The sequence below is a fragment of the Pigmentiphaga litoralis genome (genome assembly GCF_013408655.1).
GTDB classification, from domain to species: Bacteria; Pseudomonadota; Gammaproteobacteria; order Burkholderiales; family Burkholderiaceae_B; genus Pigmentiphaga; species Pigmentiphaga litoralis_A.
On the sequence record NZ_JACCBP010000001.1, the window covers coordinates 301,761 to 317,836 of the forward strand.

The following is a 16,076-nucleotide window of genomic DNA, read 5'->3' on the forward strand; positions in this document are numbered from 1 at the left end:
CACCCATTTCCCCTGGGAAGACGGCCCGTTTTCCCTTGACACGTATTTCCACGCAAGGCTTAAATAGTCCTTTGCCTATCCCCGGTAAACCGACGTTTCACCGGTATCGATGCGCCTGGAACTCGACCCTTGACGGTGTCGAGATGTCCGTTCCATTATCCATAGACAGACCTTGAGAGGGGCCTAATGAACAAGACCGAGCTTATCGACCATATCGCCAAGCATGCCGATATTTCCAAGGCAGCAGCAGGCCGTTCCTTGGACGCCTTGGTCGGAGCGGTTAAGACCACCCTCAAGAAGGGTGGCACGGTGACACTGGTCGGTTTCGGCACGTTTGCAGTCACCGCGCGCGCCGCCCGCACGGGCCGCAACCCGCGCACCGGCGAAGCCATCAAAATCAAGAAAGCCAAAGTGCCAAAGTTCCGTCCGGGCAAGGCGCTGAAAGACGCCGTCAACTGATCTGCGCCAGACTGCAGGCCGCGCGCATCTCGCCCGTCGGCCCTGCAAAAGTTTTTCGCTTCCGATATAATCGTTTTCGCACTGAACGAACGCCCTCGGGCGCTTAGCTCAGCTGGTAGAGCGGCGCCCTTACAAGGCGTAGGTCGGGGGTTCGAACCCCTCAGCGCCCACCAAGTATTTGGTGGAGTTCCAGATTCGGTGTGACTGTAGTCAAGAATGATTGAAGCCCCTCGTGAAGGGGCTTTTTTATTGTCCGGTGCAAAGCGGTCTTCGACGACGAATGAAAAATAGCCCCTTCCTCAAGGGGCTTTTTTTATTGCTCAGACGGACCGCCGCACTCGCCGAACCTTGCTCTAATCGAGCATCCCCTTTTTCACCAGCCACGCGTGCACGATGCCCGCGATCTGATCGGAATTAGCACGGATAATTATAAATTCACGCTCATTTAACCAAATAATATATGATCTTCGAACGCGTCCAACAGAGACGCGATATGGCAAGCGGCCAAAGGCCATGCCATCCACCCAATGGAGAAGACACATGTTGCGAACCTTGAGCGGCACGCTGACTGCCGTCCTTGCTGTGGCGGCGATGGCCACGGCTAGCCCAGCCGAAGCGCAGACCTATCCCGACCGGCCCATCAAAATCCTGCTGCCATTCTCGCCAGGCGGTAACCCGGACACCGTCGCACGCATCCTTGCCCAGGAACTGACGAAGCGCATGGGCCAGACGGTCGTTGTCGATAATCGGGCAGGGGCCAATGGCATCATCGCGACAGAAGCGGTCGCCAACGCGCCGGCCGACGGCTATACGCTGCTGTACACCACCGGCTCGCACGTCATCAATCCCCTGCTGTACAAGAAGCTGCCCTACGACACCGCGAAAGATTTCGTGCCGGTGTCGCTCGTGGGCGTGACGCGCGGTCAGGTATTGGTCGCCAATCCGCGCCTGGCGGCCAAGGATGTTCAGGAACTGGTCGCGTTGGCTCGGCCAGCCCAGTCCAATATCACGTACGGGTCCGCCGGCGTTGGAAACACCATGCACATGGTCGCTGAATACTTCAACAGCAAGGCGGGCACGCATCTGGTCCACATTCCCTACAAGGGCGCCGCACCGGCAATGAATGCGGTCATTGCAGGCGAGGTGCAGGTGGCCTTCCTGAATCCCGTGTCGGCCATCGAGCAGGTCAAGCAAGGCAAGTTGAAAGCCCTGGCGGTGACCGGAAGCTCGCGTATTCCGCAGTTGCCGGACGTGCCGACGGTGAAGGAAGCAGGCGTTTCCGGCTTTGAAGTCGACGGCGGTTGGCAGGGCTTTCTGGCTCCGGCGAACACGCCACCCGATGTCGTTGCCAAGCTCAACAAAACGCTCGATGACATCCTGAAGTCACCCGAGATGACGCAGCGGTTCGCGTCCATGGGCCTTGACGTGGTGGGAGGCCCGCCCAAGGACATGGCGTCGCATCTGGACAAGGAAACCAGTGTGTACACGCAGATCGCCGCGGCGGCAAACATTCAAAAAGAATGAATCGCAGGGCGACGTGCCATCGCGTTCGCCTCAGTGTGTCCATCATCCGGCAGGAGACCCCCCATGAGCATCACCCCATTACGTTCCCATGCAATGGTGTTCGAGAAAGACGTTGCGATTCCTATGGACGACGGCGCCATCTTGCGCGCCAATGTGTTCCGGCCGGACGCGCCCGGCCAGTATCCGGTCGTCATGGCGCAAGGCGTTTATGGCAAGGACGTGCACTTTGCCGATGGCTGGAAGCCGCAGTGGGAAAAGTTGATGAAGCTGCATCCGGACCTGTGCAGCAACGGGTCCACCGGCAAATACATGCGATGGGAAACCGTCGATCCGGAGCGTTGGGTGCCGGATGGCTTCGTGGTGATCCATGTCGATTCGCGAGGCAGCGGCAAGTCTCCGGGCTTCCTTGATCCGATGTCAGCACGCGAGATCGAAGATTACGTGGCGTCCATTGCGTGGGCGGGGACACAAACCTGGAGCAACGGCAAAGTCGGGTTGATCGGCATTTCGTATTACGCAGCGACGCAATGGCGGGTTGCCGCGCTGCGTCCTCCTTATCTGGCCGCCATCGTGCCGTGGGAAGGACGTTCGGACCATTACCGTGACTATGGCTTTCACGGCGGGATCATGAGCAATGGGTTCCTGCAGGCCTGGTGGCCCAAGCAGGTGCTGTCCAACCAGCACGGCAGCGGTGGCACGCCGTATCGCGATCGGGATACCGGCTTGCCCACCACGGGCGACGCACTGAGTGCGCCTCTGCTGCTCGGTAATCGAAGTGATTACCCCGCCGAAATGGCGCGGCACCCCCTGTGCGACGCATGGCATCGTGAACGTTCGCCGGATCTGTCCCGGATCGACGTGCCCGTGTTATCCGCTGGCAATTGGGGCGGGCCGGGCAACCACCTTCGGGGGAACATCGAGGGGTACCTGCGGGCGGGCGCCAAAAAGAAATGGCTGTCCATGCATATCGGGACGCACTACGAAAGCTTCTATCTGCCCGACTACGTGGCCATGCAAAAGCGCTTCTTCAATTTTTATCTACGAGGCGATCAAAACGGCTGGGAGGATGAGCCGCCGGTCAAGCTGGCGGTCCGTCACGTCGAAGGTTCCGCGACGCGGACGGAAAACGAATTTCCCTTGGCGCGCACCGTATGGACAGCGTTCTATCTGGACGCCGCGACGCGAAGCCTGGCGCCAGAGACGCCGGGATCCGCGGCCGAAACAAGTTTTGACGCGACGGGGGATGGCGTGGACTTCACGACAGCGCCCTTTGCGCAGGAAACGGAATTGACAGGGTTTGTCACGCTGAAAATCTGGGTGGCGTCCTCGACGCCCGACCTGGATCTGTTTGCCATCCTCAGGCTCTTTGATCCCGACGGCAAAGAAGTGGTATTTGACGGTGCGCATGAACCCACGCCGCTGACGCGGGGCTGGCTCCGGGCGTCGCACCGCAAGATCGATGAGGCCCAGTCGCTGCCCTACCGGGTCTTCCATGCGCACGATGAAGTGCAGAAGCTCGAGCCGGGCCAGTCCTATGCGCTGGATGTCGAGGTCTGGCCAACGTCTATCGTGATTCCCGCCGGCTACCGATTGACGCTGACGCTGCAAGGCAAAGACTTCGAGTTCCCGGGCAAGGCCGGACGTCTGTTGCACAATCATCCGCTGGACCGCGGTCACGACGATTTTTCAGGTACATCCACCTTGTTCACGGGTGGCGACCAGGCGTCCTTCTTGTTGCTGCCGGTGGTTCCGCCAAGGTGAACCTCATACTTGCACAAAAAGGGCGCATGACCAGTGTCAGCCTGGTCTATCATGCAATACGCCGGGATCTGATTCAGGCGAGCCTTGAACCGGGCGAACGTTTACGCATTCAGGAATTGAGCGAGCGCTACCAGTGTGGTGTGATTCCGATTCGGGAGGCGCTCAACCGGCTGGCCTCCGACGGATTGGTCACGTATTCGGAGCAGCGTGGGTTTTCTGCCGCGGCCGTCAGCGCGACAGACGCGCTGGATATCTGCCAGGCCCGCGTGTTGATGTCCGAGTCGGCGTTGCGTGCATCGATCGAGCAAGGTGACGATGCTTGGGAGGAGCGGGTGGTGCTGAGCTACCACCGCCTGAAAAAGGTGCCCCGCTATGCGAGCATGGATCCCCCCATCGGAAACATCGACTACGACGATCCCCACAAGGCCTTCCACACTGCGCTGATCAGCGCCTGTGGTTCATCACGAATGATCCAGTTGTTCGAGCAGCTGTTCGTTCACGCCGAACGCTATCGCTACTACGCCCGACGCGTGCTGGTGGCCGACCCGGATGATGATCACCGTGCGGTGATGGAAGCGGCGCTTGCACGGGATGTGCCGCTCGCCCTGAAGCTTGCGCGGGAGCATATCGAGGGTCCGGCCAAGATTCTTGTGCAAGCGCTCAGCGGGAAAGCCTGAGCGCTGCTTGGCCGATCAGATCTGCGTAATGAATTTCGTCACGAGATACCCATCGAAGGTTTCCGTGCCGCCTTCGCTGCCGATGCCGGAATCCTTGATCCCGCCGAATGGTGTTTCGGACAGCGCCATGCCGAAGTGGTTGATGTTGACCATGCCGGCTTCGAGCCCATTCGATGCCTGATGCGCCGTCTTCAAGGAGTTGGTGAACACGTAGGACGCCAGGCCGAAGGGCAGGCTGTTCGCGCGGCGCAGCACCTCGTCGGTGGTCTTGAAGCGGACCACGGGGGCGACGGGGCCGAAGGGTTCTTCCGTCATCAGGCGGGAATCGTCGGGCAGGTCGGTAATGACCGCGGGCGAGAAGAAGTAGCCCTTGTCGCCCAGGCGCGAGCCGCCGGTCACTACCGTGCCGCCGCGCTGGTTGGCGTCGTCCAGGAACGATTCCATCGACAGCACGCGGCGTTCATGGGCCAGCGGACCCATTTGCGTGTCGGAGGCCAGGCCGTCGCCGACCTTGATCGAGGCGATCACGTCGGTGAATTTGGCCAGGAATTTGTCGTAGGCCTTTTCCTGCACGTAGAAGCGGGTAGGGGACACGCACACCTGTCCGGCGTTACGGATCTTGGACCGGGCGAGCATTTCGGCAGCCGGTTCGATGTCGGCGTCATCGAACACCAGGACGGGGGAATGGCCGCCCAGTTCCATGGTGATGCGTTTCATGTGCTGGCCCGCCAGGGCGGCCAGTTGTTTGCCGACGGGCACCGAGCCGGTAAAGGAAATCTTGCGCACGATGGGCGAGGTGATCAGATGCGTCGACACTTCGCTGGGCACGCCCCAGACGATGTTGAGGACGCCCGGCGGAAGGCCGGCATCGTGGAACAGCTGGGCGATGGCGACGACGGCGCTGGGCGAGTCTTCGGGGCCTTTCAGGATCAGCGTGCAGCCGGCGCCAAGTGCTGCGGCGGTCTTGCGGATGGCCTGGTTGAACGGAAAGTTCCAGGGCGAAAACGCCGCGCAGACGCCGACGGGTTCGCGCACGACGATCTGGCGGACGTCGGCGTTGCGGGGCGGGATCACGCGGCCGTAGATGCGGCGGGCCTCTTCGGCATGCCATTCGGCGTGTTCGGCGCAGACCATGATTTCGGCTACCGCCTCGGCCAGCGGCTTGCCCTGGTCCAGCGTGATGTTGCGGCCGATTTCCTGGGCGCGTTCGCGGGTCAGTTCGGCCACCTTGCGCAGGATGCGCGAGCGTTCAAGCGGCGACGTCTTCTTCCAGGTTTCGAAGGCGCGCTGCGCGGCGGCCAGGGCGCGGTCCAGATCGGCGGGCGTGGCGTGCGGCAGTTTGCCGAGCACTTCCTGCGTGGCGGGGTTGATGATGTCCTGCTCGCGACGGTCGCCGCCTTTGATGAATTCACCGTCGATATAGAGCGCGAGATCCTGGTACATGCTGACTCCTGAAGGATGGAAACCTGGACCGAAAGCCTAGCATGCTGGGGCGAGGCGTGACATGGTCTGCGCCAGGTAGCTGCTCAGGCATGCCAGGGGATGCGGCCTGACCGGGGCCGGGGCTCCCATGCGCAGCGGCTTTGGTTGATCGGCCCGCGCAGCGGGTGCGACAATCACGTCCTATGCCCTCCACACACGCCATTGCCGCGCAGATCTACGAGTTCGTGCGAACCGAGAATCTTGCCGAAGGAAGCCATCTGCCCGCGCAGATGCTCGCGGACCGCTTGCGGGTGTCGCGTTCGCCGGTGAATCAGGCTTTGCAATTGCTGCATGATCGCGGCGTATTGCAACGGGTGCCGAACCGGGGGTATTTCGTGTCGGGGGCATTGGCGGACAGCGGGGTAGCCGATGCACAGGGCCTGCAGCTCGACGACAGCAACGCGCTGGACGATACCTATTTCCGGATTGCCGAAGATGTGTTGCAGGATCGCCTGCCGATCGACGTGACCGAGACCATGCTGCGCGCCAAGTACGGCCTGACCGGCGCGCAGATGACCCAGGTGCTGAACCGCATTGCGCAGGAAGGCTGGGTGTCGCGCAAGCCGGGGTATGGCTGGACGTTTTCGTCCATGCTGCGCACGCCCGACAGTCTGCTGCAGTCCTACCGGCTGCGCCTGGCGCTGGAGCCGGCAGCCTTGCTGGAACCCGGGTTCCGGATGGATGCGGCGGTGCTGGCGCGGTGCCGGGCGGCCGAAGAACATCTGCTGGAAGGGGGCATCGAGACCGACTCGGCGGCGCAGATCCACGAGCGGGGCGTGCGTTTCCACGAATCGCTGGTGGAAGCGTCAGGCAACCCTTTCTTCATCGAGACGATCAAGCGCGTCAACCGCGTGCGGCGGCTGCTGTCGTACCGGTCCATGAAGGATAGGGAACGTTATGTCGAGCATTGCCACCAGCACCTTGAAATCCTGAGCCTGATCGAGGCGGGCAAGCTCAAGGCGGCGTCGGACGCGCTGCGCATGCACCTGTCCAGCACGCTACGCAACCTGGAACGGATCGCAGGGCTGCTGGCGTCCTGAGGCGCGGTACGCCGCCGGTGGCGTCATTCCGCGGCAATGCGGGTTCGGGAATCGCGTCCGTCCGCCTGCCGCTGCCTGGCTCGACCGATCATTCCGCCGTGATGTTGGCGCTCTTGACGATCCGCGCATATTGCGCCGTCTGGGTCTTGATGAAGTCGCGGAAAGCGTCTTGCGTCATGGGGGTGGCTTCACCGCCCTGTTCCTGCAGCAGGCGGATCACTTCGGGGTCGCGCAGCACCTGGTTCACGACCGTGTTCAGCTTGACCTGGACGTCGGCAGGGGTGCCAGCGGGCGCAAACAGGCCGAACCAGTTTTCCAGCGTGTAGGCAGCCAATGGCGCGTATTCGGCAATGGCCGGGATGTCCGGGGCAAAGCTGGCGCGTTTGGCCGACGTCACGGCCAGCGGTTTGACGCGGCCGCCCTTGATGAAGGGCAGGGCGCCGGCCATGCTCACGAAGGTCAGGTTGACGTTGCCCGACGCCACATCGACCAGCTGCGCTGACGCGCCCTTGTACGGAACATGGCTGAGTTTGACGCCGGCCAGCGACGCCAGCAATTCGCCGTTCAGATGCTGCGGGTTGCCCACGCCGCTGGTGCCGTAGGTAACGCCGGGGTGGGCCTTGGCGTAGGTCACCAGTTCTTCCACGTTCTTGACCGGCAGGGTCGGGCTGGCCAGCAATACATTCGGGACACGCGTCACCAGCGAGATGGGCGCCAGATCCTTTTCCGGCTGGTATTGCATCTGCTTGTAGATCAGCGGGTTGATGGCCGTTTCGCCGGCCGACCCCATCAGCAGCGTATATCCGTCAGGCGCTGCCTTCGACACTGCGGCTGCGCCGAGCATGCCGCTGGCGCCACCCTTGTTTTCCACGACCACCGACTGCTTGAGCGCAACACGCATGCGGTCACCCAGCAGGCGTGCCACGGCGTCCACCCCGCCGCCGGCCGAAAACGGCACGACGATGGTGATGGGGCGGGACGGGTAGGGTGTCTGTGCCTGGGCAGGCAGGCTTGCCGTGGCGCCGAGCACGCCCAGGGCGAACGTGGATAGAACGAAGGAATGGCGCGAGGGCATGACGTGTCTCCGAGTGCAGAATTGTGGTGGGTACGGCAGGTCTAGGGTTTGCACGGAATTGCATTTTATTGAATAAATATGCAAAATCAATCCTATGGAAAACACCAACGACTTTTCTGCCGCATCGTTCACGCATGACGGGCAGACTTACGCGTGCGCAGACCTGCGCGGCGTGTGCGGATCGCGCCTGGATCGCTTGCCGGTCGTGCTGCGTCTGCTGATGGAAAACGCGCTGCGCAACATGCGCGGCGCCGAACGCAGCGACGCCATCGCGGCGCTGTTTGCCTGGCTGGACACCGGCACGAGCGAGGCCGAACTGGCGTTCCAGCCCGGCCGTGTGCTGATGCACGACACGACCAGCACGCCTGCCCTGATCGACATTGCCGCCATGCGCAATGTGCTGGCCGAAGCCGGCGCCGATCCGTCCTTGCTCAATCCAATGCTGCCGGTGGACGTGTCGGTGGATCACTCGCTGGCGGTCGAAGCGTTTGCCGAACCCGGCGCCGCCACGACCAACCTGCAGCATGAAATCCGCCGCAATGCCGAGCGCTACCGCTTCCTGCGGTGGGCGTCCAAGTCCATGCGCGGCGTGCGGATCCACCCGCCCGGCACGGGGATCATGCACACCATCAACCTGGAACAGCTGGCCACGGTCGTGACGACCGAAGCGCGTGATGGCGCGACCTGGCTGGTGCCCGACATGATGATCGGCACCGACAGCCACACGCCCATGATCAACGGCATCGGCGTGCTGGGATGGGGCGTGGGTGGACTGGAAGCGCAGACCGTGATGTTCGGCATGCCGACCCTGTTGCGTATCCCGGACGTGATCGGCGTGAAACTGACCGGCGCCTTGAAGCCCGGCGTGCTGGCCACTGACCTGGCGCTGACGGTCACGCAGCGGTTGCGGGCCCTGTCGGTCTCGGGGGAATTCATTGAGTTCTTTGGCCCCGGCGTGAGCACGCTGACGGCAGGTGACCGGGCGGTGGTGGCCAACATGGCGCCCGAGTACGGCGCGACGACGGGCTACTTCCCCATCGATGCAACCACGCTGACCTATCTGCGGGCAACAGGCCGAACCGCGGAACACGTGGCGCGGGTCGAGGCATTCAGCCAGCATCTGGGCATCTGGTTCGATCCCGATGCCGAACCCCGCTACACCCGCGCGATCCATATCGACCTGGACACGATCGGCTGCCACGTGGCCGGGCCGAAGCGGCCGCAGGACCTGCTGGAAGCGGGGCAGACAAAAGAGGTATTGGCCGCCCTGGGCTTCGTGCCGGCAGGCAAGGAAGCCGACGTGGCTGCCGTGCGGGGCGATGGCGCAGACTCGACTGCAGTGAACACCGCAGCATCCCTGGCGCCCACCCCCGCGCTGCCGCGCCACCCGGTGGCCATCGCTGCGATCACCAGCTGCACCAACACGTCCGACCCCGCGCTGCTGATCGCGGCCGGGGTGCTGGCGCGCAAGGCGCGTGCGCTGGGCTTGCGGGTGCCATCGTGGGTCAAGACGTCGCTCGGACCGGGCTCGCCTGCGGCGGCCTCCTACCTGCAACGTTCCGGCCTGCTCGACGACCTGGAAGCCGTGGGCTTCGGCATCGTGGGCTATGGCTGCACGACCTGTATCGGCAATTCGGGCCCGTTGACGCCGCCGATCCGCGCGGCGATCTCGGCGGGCACCGCGCTGCCGGTCGCGGCGCTGTCGGGCAACCGCAACTTTCCGGGGCGGGTGCATCCGGACCTGGAATTGGGTTTCATCATGTCGCCGCCACTGGTGATCGCCTTCGGGCTGGCGGGCGATGCCGAGCGTGATCTGCGCACGGAGCCTGTTCAGGTCACCGCCGATGGCCGGTCCGTCATGCTGTCCGACCTGTGGCCCACGCGTGAAGAGGTGGCCGCTCACTTGCACGAGGCGCTGGATCCGGCGGACTACCGCCGCGACTTCGAGATCGCCAGCCGGAATCCGCTGTGGTACGCCCTGGCCGCGCCGGACACACCGCTGTATCCGTGGGATCCCGCATCCACCGCCTTGCGCCGCCCGCCGTTTGCGTCAGCAACGGAAGGCAGTCAGTTGGGACGTTATGTGGCCTATCCGTTGATGGTGGTCGGCGATGACATCACCACCGACCACATCTCGCCCGCCAGCGCGATCCCGCCCGACAGCCTGGTCGCGGATTTCCTGGTGGCGCGCGGCGACGATCGCAACGACCTGAATGTGTTTGCGTCGCGGCGCGGCAATTGGGAAGTGATGATGCGCGCCGCCTTCCACTCCAAAACGCTGGTCAACTTGCTGAAACCGGGCATGCCGGTCGCGCACACCTTGCATGTGCCCAGCAACACGGTGCAGCCGATCTGGGATGTGGCGCAGCAGTATCGCGATGCCGGGCAGCCGGTGGTGCTGGTCGCGGGCGCGCGGTATGGCACCGGATCGTCGCGCGACTGGGCCGCCAAGGGGCAGCGCCTGCTGGGCATCCGCGCGGTGCTGGCGGTCAGTTTCGAACGGATCCACCGGTCCAATCTGATTGGCATGGGCATTCTGCCGTTGCGTATGCCCGACGGCGTGAACCCGACGACCCTGGCACTGTTGCCGGGGGACCGTATCGAGATCGATGCACCGTTTGACGTCATTGCGCCGCGGATTGCCGTTCCGGTACGGGTGCTGCGCGCCAATGGCGATATCGACGCGTTCACTGCGCAGGCCGCCGTGGAGACGCAGTTGGAAGTGCGCCTGCTGCGCGAAGGCGGCGTCATCCCGGCCATCCTGCACGAGACTCTGGGCATGCCGGAGGCCGCATGACTTTGGCCTACGTGGGTTCGCGTACGACGCGCGAGCGCAATGCGCGCGGGGAGGGCATCAGCGTGTTTCGGGTGGACGCCGAAACCGCTTCGCTGACCTTGCTGCATGTTGTCGGTGGCTTGAAGAATCCGTCCTACCTGGCCTTGAATCGCCGGGCCGATCGCCTGTATGCCGTGCATGGCGACAGTGAAGACGCCAGTGCGTTTGAAGTGCTGGCGGACGGCAACCTGTCCCTGCTGGGCACCGTGCCCTGCGGCGGCCGCAATCCGGTGCATCTGGCCCTGGATCCTACCGAACGCCATCTGGTCGTCTCGAACCACCTGAGCAGCAACCTGGCGGTATTGCCGGTTGCGGCGTCAGGCGAATTGTCGGGGCCGTCGCAGATCGTGACCCTGCCGGGTTCGCCCGGACCGCACCGGGTGGAGCAGCCCTTTGCCAAGCCGCACTTCAACCCCTTCGATCCGGCGGGGCGTCATGTCGTCGTGCCCGACAAGGGCGTGAACCGTGTCTTCGTGTTCCGGTTCGACGAGGGCGTGCTCACCCCGGCGGCGACGCCGTGGGTGGATACCCGTGAAACGGCCGGGCCCCGGCACCTTGCCTTCCATCCGTCGGCGCCGTATGCCTACGTCATCAACGAACTGGATTCGACGGTGACGGCGTATCACTACGCGGCTGACACCGGCAAGCTGGTAGCTTTTCAAGTCCTGTCGGCATTGCCGGATACCTGGACTGGCGACAGCCGCGCATCCGGCATCACGATCGATGCGGCCGGGCGCAACTTGTACGCATCGAACCGGGCGCACGACAGTATTGCCGTGTTCCGCATCGACCCGGCCACCGGCAGGCTGACCTTCCAGGACGCCACGCCATCCGGCGGCCGCACGCCGCGCTTCTTTGCTCTGGCGCCCGGCGGCCGGCATATGTTCGTGCTGAATGAAGACACGGACCGGATCGTGACCTTTGCCGTGGACGGCGCAACGGGGCAACTGGCGGACACCGGGCAGTCGGTGGCCTGCGGCAGTCCGGTGTGCATGGTGTTCGCGGATCGGGACTGAAGGCGTCGCAGGCCCTTGTCCTACCGGCGTTTTCCCTGGGTGCGGCGGCGGCGCCACGCCCCGGCGGGCTCAGCGGCGCATGCTAGAATCTGGCCAGTCAAAGAGTGCCCATCGGCGTGCTGCCTATGGGCACTTTGTTTGTTGCCCCGCCTTGCTGTGAGCAATCGATCGGAGTACGCGTGAATGTTTGAAACTATCCGAAATCATCGCCGCTGGATGCAGTTCGTCCTGCTGCTCTTGATTCTGCCTTCCTTTGTGTTTGTTGGCGTTCAGGGCTATTCCAGCTTCATGAACAATGACAAGTCGCTGGCGAAGGTCGACGGCGAAGCCGTCTCGCAGCAGGAATACGACGCCGCCGTGCGCAGCCGTCTGGACCAGTTGCGTTCGATGATGGGCCCGCAGTTCGACCCGGCCGCGTTCGATACGCCGGTGATGCGCAAGGCTGTCCTCGACGAACTGATCAACACGCGCCTTATCGCGACCGAGGCGTCCAAGGCGCACTTTTCGGCATCGGACGAACGCCTGCGTGACACGATCCAGGCCATCCCCGCCGTGCAGGAAGACGGCCGTTTCAGCAACACGCGCTACCGCGAAGCGCTGGCCGCGCAGGGCATGACCCCGGTCATGTTCGAAAGCCAGCTGCGCCGCGATCTGTCGCTGCAGCAAGTGCTTGCTCCGGTGGCCGAATCGGTCATCATGCCGTCCAGCGTGCTGGATCGCCTGATCGCGATTGCGACGGAACGCCGCCAGGTGCAGACCCTGTCGATCAACACGTCGACCTACCTGCCGCAGGTCAAGATCAGCGACGCCGACGTCAAGACCTTCTACGACGCGAACCGCCGTGCCTTCGAGCTGCCCGAACGCGTGGACGCGCAGTACGTGGTGCTGGACCAGAACGCCGTCACGTCCAAGATTTCGGTGTCGGACGCCGACGTGCAAAGCTTCTATGACCAGAACCAGGCGCGATTCCGCCAGGAAGAACAACGCCGCGCCAGCCACATCCTGATCACGGTGGACAGCGGCGCGTCGGCTGCCGACCGCGAGGCGGCACGCAAGAAGGCCGACGATCTGGCCGCCCAGGTCAAGGCGCCCGGCGCCGACTTTGCCAAGCTTGCGCGTGCCAACTCGCAAGACCCCGGATCCGCTGCCAACGGCGGCGACCTGGACTGGTTCGGCAAAGGTCAGATGGTCAAGGCGTTCGAAGATGCCGCATTCGGCCTCAAGAACGGCGAGATCTCGGGCGTGGTGCCGACCGATTACGGCTTCCACATCATTAAGCTGACGGGCGTGCGCCCGGCGGTGGTCAAGCCCTTGGCCGAGGTCAAGTCGCAGATCCAGACCGAAGTGCGCCAGCAGCAGGCCGCGCGCCAGTTCGCCGCAGCCGCCGAGCAGTTCACCAACCTGGTCTACGAACAAAGTGACACGCTGGAACCTGCCGCAGGCAAGTTCGGCCTGAAGCTGCAGACGGCCGAAGGCGTGACCCGCACCGCGCCGCCGCAGGCACCGAATGCCGCTGCCGATATCCGCAGCAATCCCAAGGTGCTGCAGGCGCTGTTCTCCGAAGAAGTGCTGAAGGAAAAGCGCAATTCGGGCGTGATCGAACTGGCGCCGAATACGCTGGTGGCCGTGCGTGCCGCCAAGTACCAGCCCGCGACGGTGCGTCCGCTGGCCGACGTGTCGTCCCAGATCACCAATCAGCTCAAGCAGCAGAAGGCGGCCGAGATGGCCCGTGCGGCAGGTGAAACGCGTCTGAAGGCCTTGCAGGCCGCCGACTCGCAGACCGGGTTTGCCCCGGCCGTTACGGTGGCCCGCAACGCACCGCAAGGCATGCCGTCAACGGTGCTGGGCGCGGTCATGCGTGCGCCGACCGACAAGCTGCCAACGTTCGTGGGGGTCTCGACCGGTGACGCTTACGTGATCGCACGCGTTTCGAAGGTGGAAGCCGCACCGCGTCCGGCCACGAACGTGGTCGAGAACGAAAAGTCCACGCTGGACCGCCGCTACGCGCAAGCCGAACAACTGGCCGTGCTGCAGGCGCTGCGTGACAAGTACGGCGTCAAGCTGACGGCCGACGGCACGGCGTTGACCACGGTCACGACGGCGCAGCCCTGATGCGGCGTGCGTCCTGAGGCGTGCGTCCTGAGGCATGCGTCCTGAGGCATGCGTCCTGAAGCCTGCGTCCTGAAGCCTGCGTCCTGAGGCGGGCCAGGCTGGCCGCCTCGTGAGTCGCAACGCCGGAAGTCGACAGAAAAAGCGCCCCAGAGATGGGGCGTTTTTTTTGGGCCAGGCAGATGAGGGGCGGCCACGTCTTGCATGGGCGTGAACCGCGTCAGGCGTAAGGTGCAATGCGTTTACCTAGCGTATTTCTGTCGGCGCCGATCTTGCCTTCCGCAGCGCCTTATTTCCGCAGCGCCTTATTTCTTCGTCAGCAGCGGCGCAAGGGTTGGCCATACATTCTCAAGTATCGTGGGCTGCGCCGCCGACACCGGGTGCAAGCGGTCGGCCTGGAACATCGCGGGCTGCTGCGCGACGCCTTCCAGCAGGAAGGGCACCAGGGGCACCTTCTGCTTGTCGGCGACCTTGCCGAACAGGTCTTTGAAGCGCTGCGTGTAGTCGCGGCCATAATTGGGCGGGATCTGCATGCCCACCACCACTACCTGCGCGCCCGCGCGCTTTGATGACGAGACGATCTCGTTCAGGTTGTCTTCGGTCATGTTCAACGCCAGGCCGCGCAGCGCATCGTTGGCGCCCAATTCCACAATCACCAGCTTGGGTTGATGCTGCTTGAGCAAGGCCGGCAGGCGGCTGCGCCCGCCGCTGGTCGTGTCCCCGCTGATGCTGGCGTTGACCACCCGGTAGTCGATCTTGCGTTCCTTCAGGCGCTGTTCGAGCAGGGGCACCCAGCCCGTCCCCCGCACGATGCCGTATTCTGCCGACAGGCTGTCGCCCAGCACCATCAGCACCGGTGCGGAACCCCCGGCGGCGGCAGCGGTCTGTGCAAAGGCGCCTGTTGCCGGCATCACGGCCGGCAAGGCCAGGCAACAGAGCGCCAGCACGCGTCCCAGGCCACGCCGCAAGGAGGTGGTCGCTCGCACGTTGCTTTCGTCGATGGGCAGGGGGCAAGGCTTTATCATGAGTTTCCTTTTAATGGGCGATCCACTATGACGGGACAGACCCGCGCGCCCCTGGGTAATGACACCCGGGGCGACGATTCTTTGCAGCACTCTGCACCGGCTCACGTCGGCACGCTTCCAGGCACCACCACGGTGGTCGGGCCGGGCGAGCCGTCAGGCCTGGCGGGAGCCGGCAGAACGGGCGCGGCCGCGGTGGGCGCGACGCCCGCCATTGCCGTGCAGGGATTGGCCAAACATGTCACCGATACCACCGGACGGCTCGCCATCCTGGATGCCGTCGATTTTACGGTGGCCAAGGGAGAGACCGTTGCGATCACCGGGAGTTCGGGATCGGGCAAATCCACCTTGCTCGGATTGCTGGCCGGACTGGACGTGCCTTCGGCCGGCCGGGTGGAACTGGCCGGCAACGATCTGTATGCCTTGAGTGAAGACGACCGTGCCCGGCTGCGCGCGCGGCATGTCGGTTTCGTCTTTCAGTCGTTTCAGCTGCTGCCGCATCTGACCGCCTGGGAAAACGTCATGCTGCCGCTGGAGCTGGCCGGACTGCCGGCGCACGATCCAGCCCGCGAAATGCTGGAACGCGTCGGCCTGGGCGAACGCCTGCGCCACTATCCCAAGACGCTGAGCGGCGGCGAGCAGCAGCGTGTGTCGCTGGCTCGGGCTTTTGTCGTGCAGCCCGATCTGCTGTTTGCCGATGAACCCACGGGCAGCCTGGATTCGGCCACCGGCGAAGCGGTCATCAACCTGATGTTCGACCTGCACCGCGAAAACGGCACGACGCTGCTGATGGTCACGCATGACCTGAAGCTGGCGCAGCGCTGCGGCCGTCAGCTGGTCATCGCCGGGGGACGGCTGGTGCGGGACTCGGCGGTGGAAGCTGTTTGAGGCGAGTCGTCTGAGGCAAGTCGTCTGAGGCGATCAACCTCAGGCAAGCAATCTGGGGCAAACACTCTGAGGCAAGTAACCTGAGGCAAGCAATCTGAGGCAAGTAACCTGAGGCAAGCAATCTGAGGCTGGCAACCTGAGGCTGGCAACCTGAGGCTGGCCGGCAAGCGACTCCCTTGGGCCAGTC

Annotated in this window: 12 protein-coding genes and 1 tRNA gene; 10 read left to right on the top strand and 3 right to left on the bottom strand. The window is 63.9% G+C overall.

Annotation, left to right across the window (positions count from 1 at the left end; translation table 11 throughout):
- Window positions 1-186 precede the first annotated feature (186 nt).
- From HD883_RS01205 to HD883_RS01225, 5 genes are all read left to right on the top strand, one after another.
- The gene (locus HD883_RS01205; protein ID WP_179588214.1) at window positions 187-459 is read left to right on the top strand and encodes an HU family DNA-binding protein; all 273 of its coding nucleotides are present in this window, start codon (window positions 187-189) and stop codon (window positions 457-459) included.
- A gap of 97 nt (window positions 460-556) precedes the next feature.
- A tRNA-Val gene (locus tag HD883_RS01210) sits at window positions 557-632 on the top strand.
- A 367-nt stretch (window positions 633-999) separates the two neighbouring features.
- On the top strand, window positions 1,000-1,983 hold the full coding sequence (locus HD883_RS01215; RefSeq protein WP_179588213.1) for a Bug family tripartite tricarboxylate transporter substrate binding protein: 984 nt from the start codon (window positions 1,000-1,002) through the stop codon (window positions 1,981-1,983).
- A gap of 63 nt (window positions 1,984-2,046) precedes the next feature.
- Entirely contained in the window at window positions 2,047-3,744 is a 1,698-nt protein-coding gene (locus tag HD883_RS01220; protein ID WP_257021947.1) for a CocE/NonD family hydrolase, read from the top strand.
- Window positions 3,741-4,421 (top strand): GntR family transcriptional regulator, encoded by a 681-nt coding sequence (locus tag HD883_RS01225; RefSeq protein ID WP_179617606.1) that lies wholly within the window; start codon window positions 3,741-3,743, stop codon window positions 4,419-4,421. The genes HD883_RS01220 and HD883_RS01225 overlap by 4 nt, the downstream gene beginning before the upstream one ends.
- 15 nt (window positions 4,422-4,436) lie before the next feature.
- On the opposite strand, the gene HD883_RS01230 is transcribed toward HD883_RS01225, so the two are convergent.
- Window positions 4,437-5,864 (bottom strand): NAD-dependent succinate-semialdehyde dehydrogenase, encoded by a 1,428-nt coding sequence (locus HD883_RS01230; protein WP_179588211.1) that lies wholly within the window; start codon window positions 5,862-5,864, stop codon window positions 4,437-4,439.
- A gap of 182 nt (window positions 5,865-6,046) precedes the next feature.
- Between HD883_RS01230 and HD883_RS01235 the strand changes: the two genes are divergently transcribed.
- On the top strand, window positions 6,047-6,943 hold the full coding sequence (locus HD883_RS01235; protein ID WP_179588210.1) for a GntR family transcriptional regulator: 897 nt from the start codon (window positions 6,047-6,049) through the stop codon (window positions 6,941-6,943).
- A gap of 88 nt (window positions 6,944-7,031) precedes the next feature.
- Here HD883_RS01235 and HD883_RS01240 read toward each other — a convergent pair whose 3' ends face one another.
- On the bottom strand, window positions 7,032-8,018 hold the full coding sequence (locus HD883_RS01240; RefSeq protein ID WP_179588209.1) for a Bug family tripartite tricarboxylate transporter substrate binding protein: 987 nt from the start codon (window positions 8,016-8,018) through the stop codon (window positions 7,032-7,034).
- A gap of 94 nt (window positions 8,019-8,112) precedes the next feature.
- Between HD883_RS01240 and acnA the strand changes: the two genes are divergently transcribed.
- The 3 genes from acnA to HD883_RS01255 all read left to right on the top strand — a co-directional run bounded on the left by acnA (window position 8,113) and on the right by HD883_RS01255 (window position 13,982).
- Window positions 8,113-10,815, top strand: coding sequence for an aconitate hydratase AcnA (acnA, locus tag HD883_RS01245; RefSeq protein ID WP_179588208.1), 2,703 nt, complete (start codon window positions 8,113-8,115; stop codon window positions 10,813-10,815).
- Window positions 10,812-11,870: a lactonase family protein gene (locus HD883_RS01250; protein WP_179588207.1), complete on the top strand. Its 1,059-nt coding sequence runs from the start codon at window positions 10,812-10,814 to the stop codon at window positions 11,868-11,870. The genes acnA and HD883_RS01250 overlap by 4 nt, the downstream gene beginning before the upstream one ends.
- Before the next feature lie 183 nt (window positions 11,871-12,053).
- The gene (locus HD883_RS01255) at window positions 12,054-13,982 is read left to right on the top strand and encodes a SurA N-terminal domain-containing protein (RefSeq protein WP_179588206.1); all 1,929 of its coding nucleotides are present in this window, start codon (window positions 12,054-12,056) and stop codon (window positions 13,980-13,982) included.
- 302 nt (window positions 13,983-14,284) lie between these two features.
- Here HD883_RS01255 and HD883_RS01260 read toward each other — a convergent pair whose 3' ends face one another.
- The gene (locus HD883_RS01260) at window positions 14,285-14,890 is read right to left on the bottom strand and encodes an arylesterase (RefSeq protein ID WP_179588796.1); all 606 of its coding nucleotides are present in this window, start codon (window positions 14,888-14,890) and stop codon (window positions 14,285-14,287) included.
- A 141-nt stretch (window positions 14,891-15,031) separates the two neighbouring features.
- Here HD883_RS01260 and HD883_RS01265 point away from each other — a divergent pair, with 141 nt between their 5' ends.
- Entirely contained in the window at window positions 15,032-15,889 is an 858-nt protein-coding gene (locus tag HD883_RS01265; RefSeq protein ID WP_179588205.1) for an ABC transporter ATP-binding protein, read from the top strand.
- Window positions 15,890-16,076: the final 187 nt, after the last annotated feature.

Excerpts from the sequence above, each read along its gene's own strand:
- HD883_RS01255 (WP_179588206.1), top strand. The coding sequence starts at position 12,054 with ATGTTTGAAACTATCCGAAATCATCGCCGCTGGATGCAGTTCGTCCTG.
- HD883_RS01260 (WP_179588796.1), bottom strand. The coding sequence starts at position 14,890 with ATGCCGGCAACAGGCGCCTTTGCACAGACCGCTGCCGCCGCCGGGGGT.
- HD883_RS01235 (WP_179588210.1), top strand. The coding sequence starts at position 6,047 with ATGCCCTCCACACACGCCATTGCCGCGCAGATCTACGAGTTCGTGCGA.
- acnA (WP_179588208.1), top strand. The coding sequence starts at position 8,113 with ATGGAAAACACCAACGACTTTTCTGCCGCATCGTTCACGCATGACGGG.
- HD883_RS01265 (WP_179588205.1), top strand. The coding sequence starts at position 15,032 with ATGACGGGACAGACCCGCGCGCCCCTGGGTAATGACACCCGGGGCGAC.
- HD883_RS01250 (WP_179588207.1), top strand. The coding sequence starts at position 10,812 with ATGACTTTGGCCTACGTGGGTTCGCGTACGACGCGCGAGCGCAATGCG.
- HD883_RS01215 (WP_179588213.1), top strand. The coding sequence starts at position 1,000 with ATGTTGCGAACCTTGAGCGGCACGCTGACTGCCGTCCTTGCTGTGGCG.
- HD883_RS01230 (WP_179588211.1), bottom strand. The coding sequence starts at position 5,864 with ATGTACCAGGATCTCGCGCTCTATATCGACGGTGAATTCATCAAAGGC.
- HD883_RS01240 (WP_179588209.1), bottom strand. The coding sequence starts at position 8,018 with ATGCCCTCGCGCCATTCCTTCGTTCTATCCACGTTCGCCCTGGGCGTG.
- HD883_RS01220 (WP_257021947.1), top strand. The coding sequence starts at position 2,047 with ATGAGCATCACCCCATTACGTTCCCATGCAATGGTGTTCGAGAAAGAC.
- HD883_RS01205 (WP_179588214.1), top strand. The coding sequence starts at position 187 with ATGAACAAGACCGAGCTTATCGACCATATCGCCAAGCATGCCGATATT.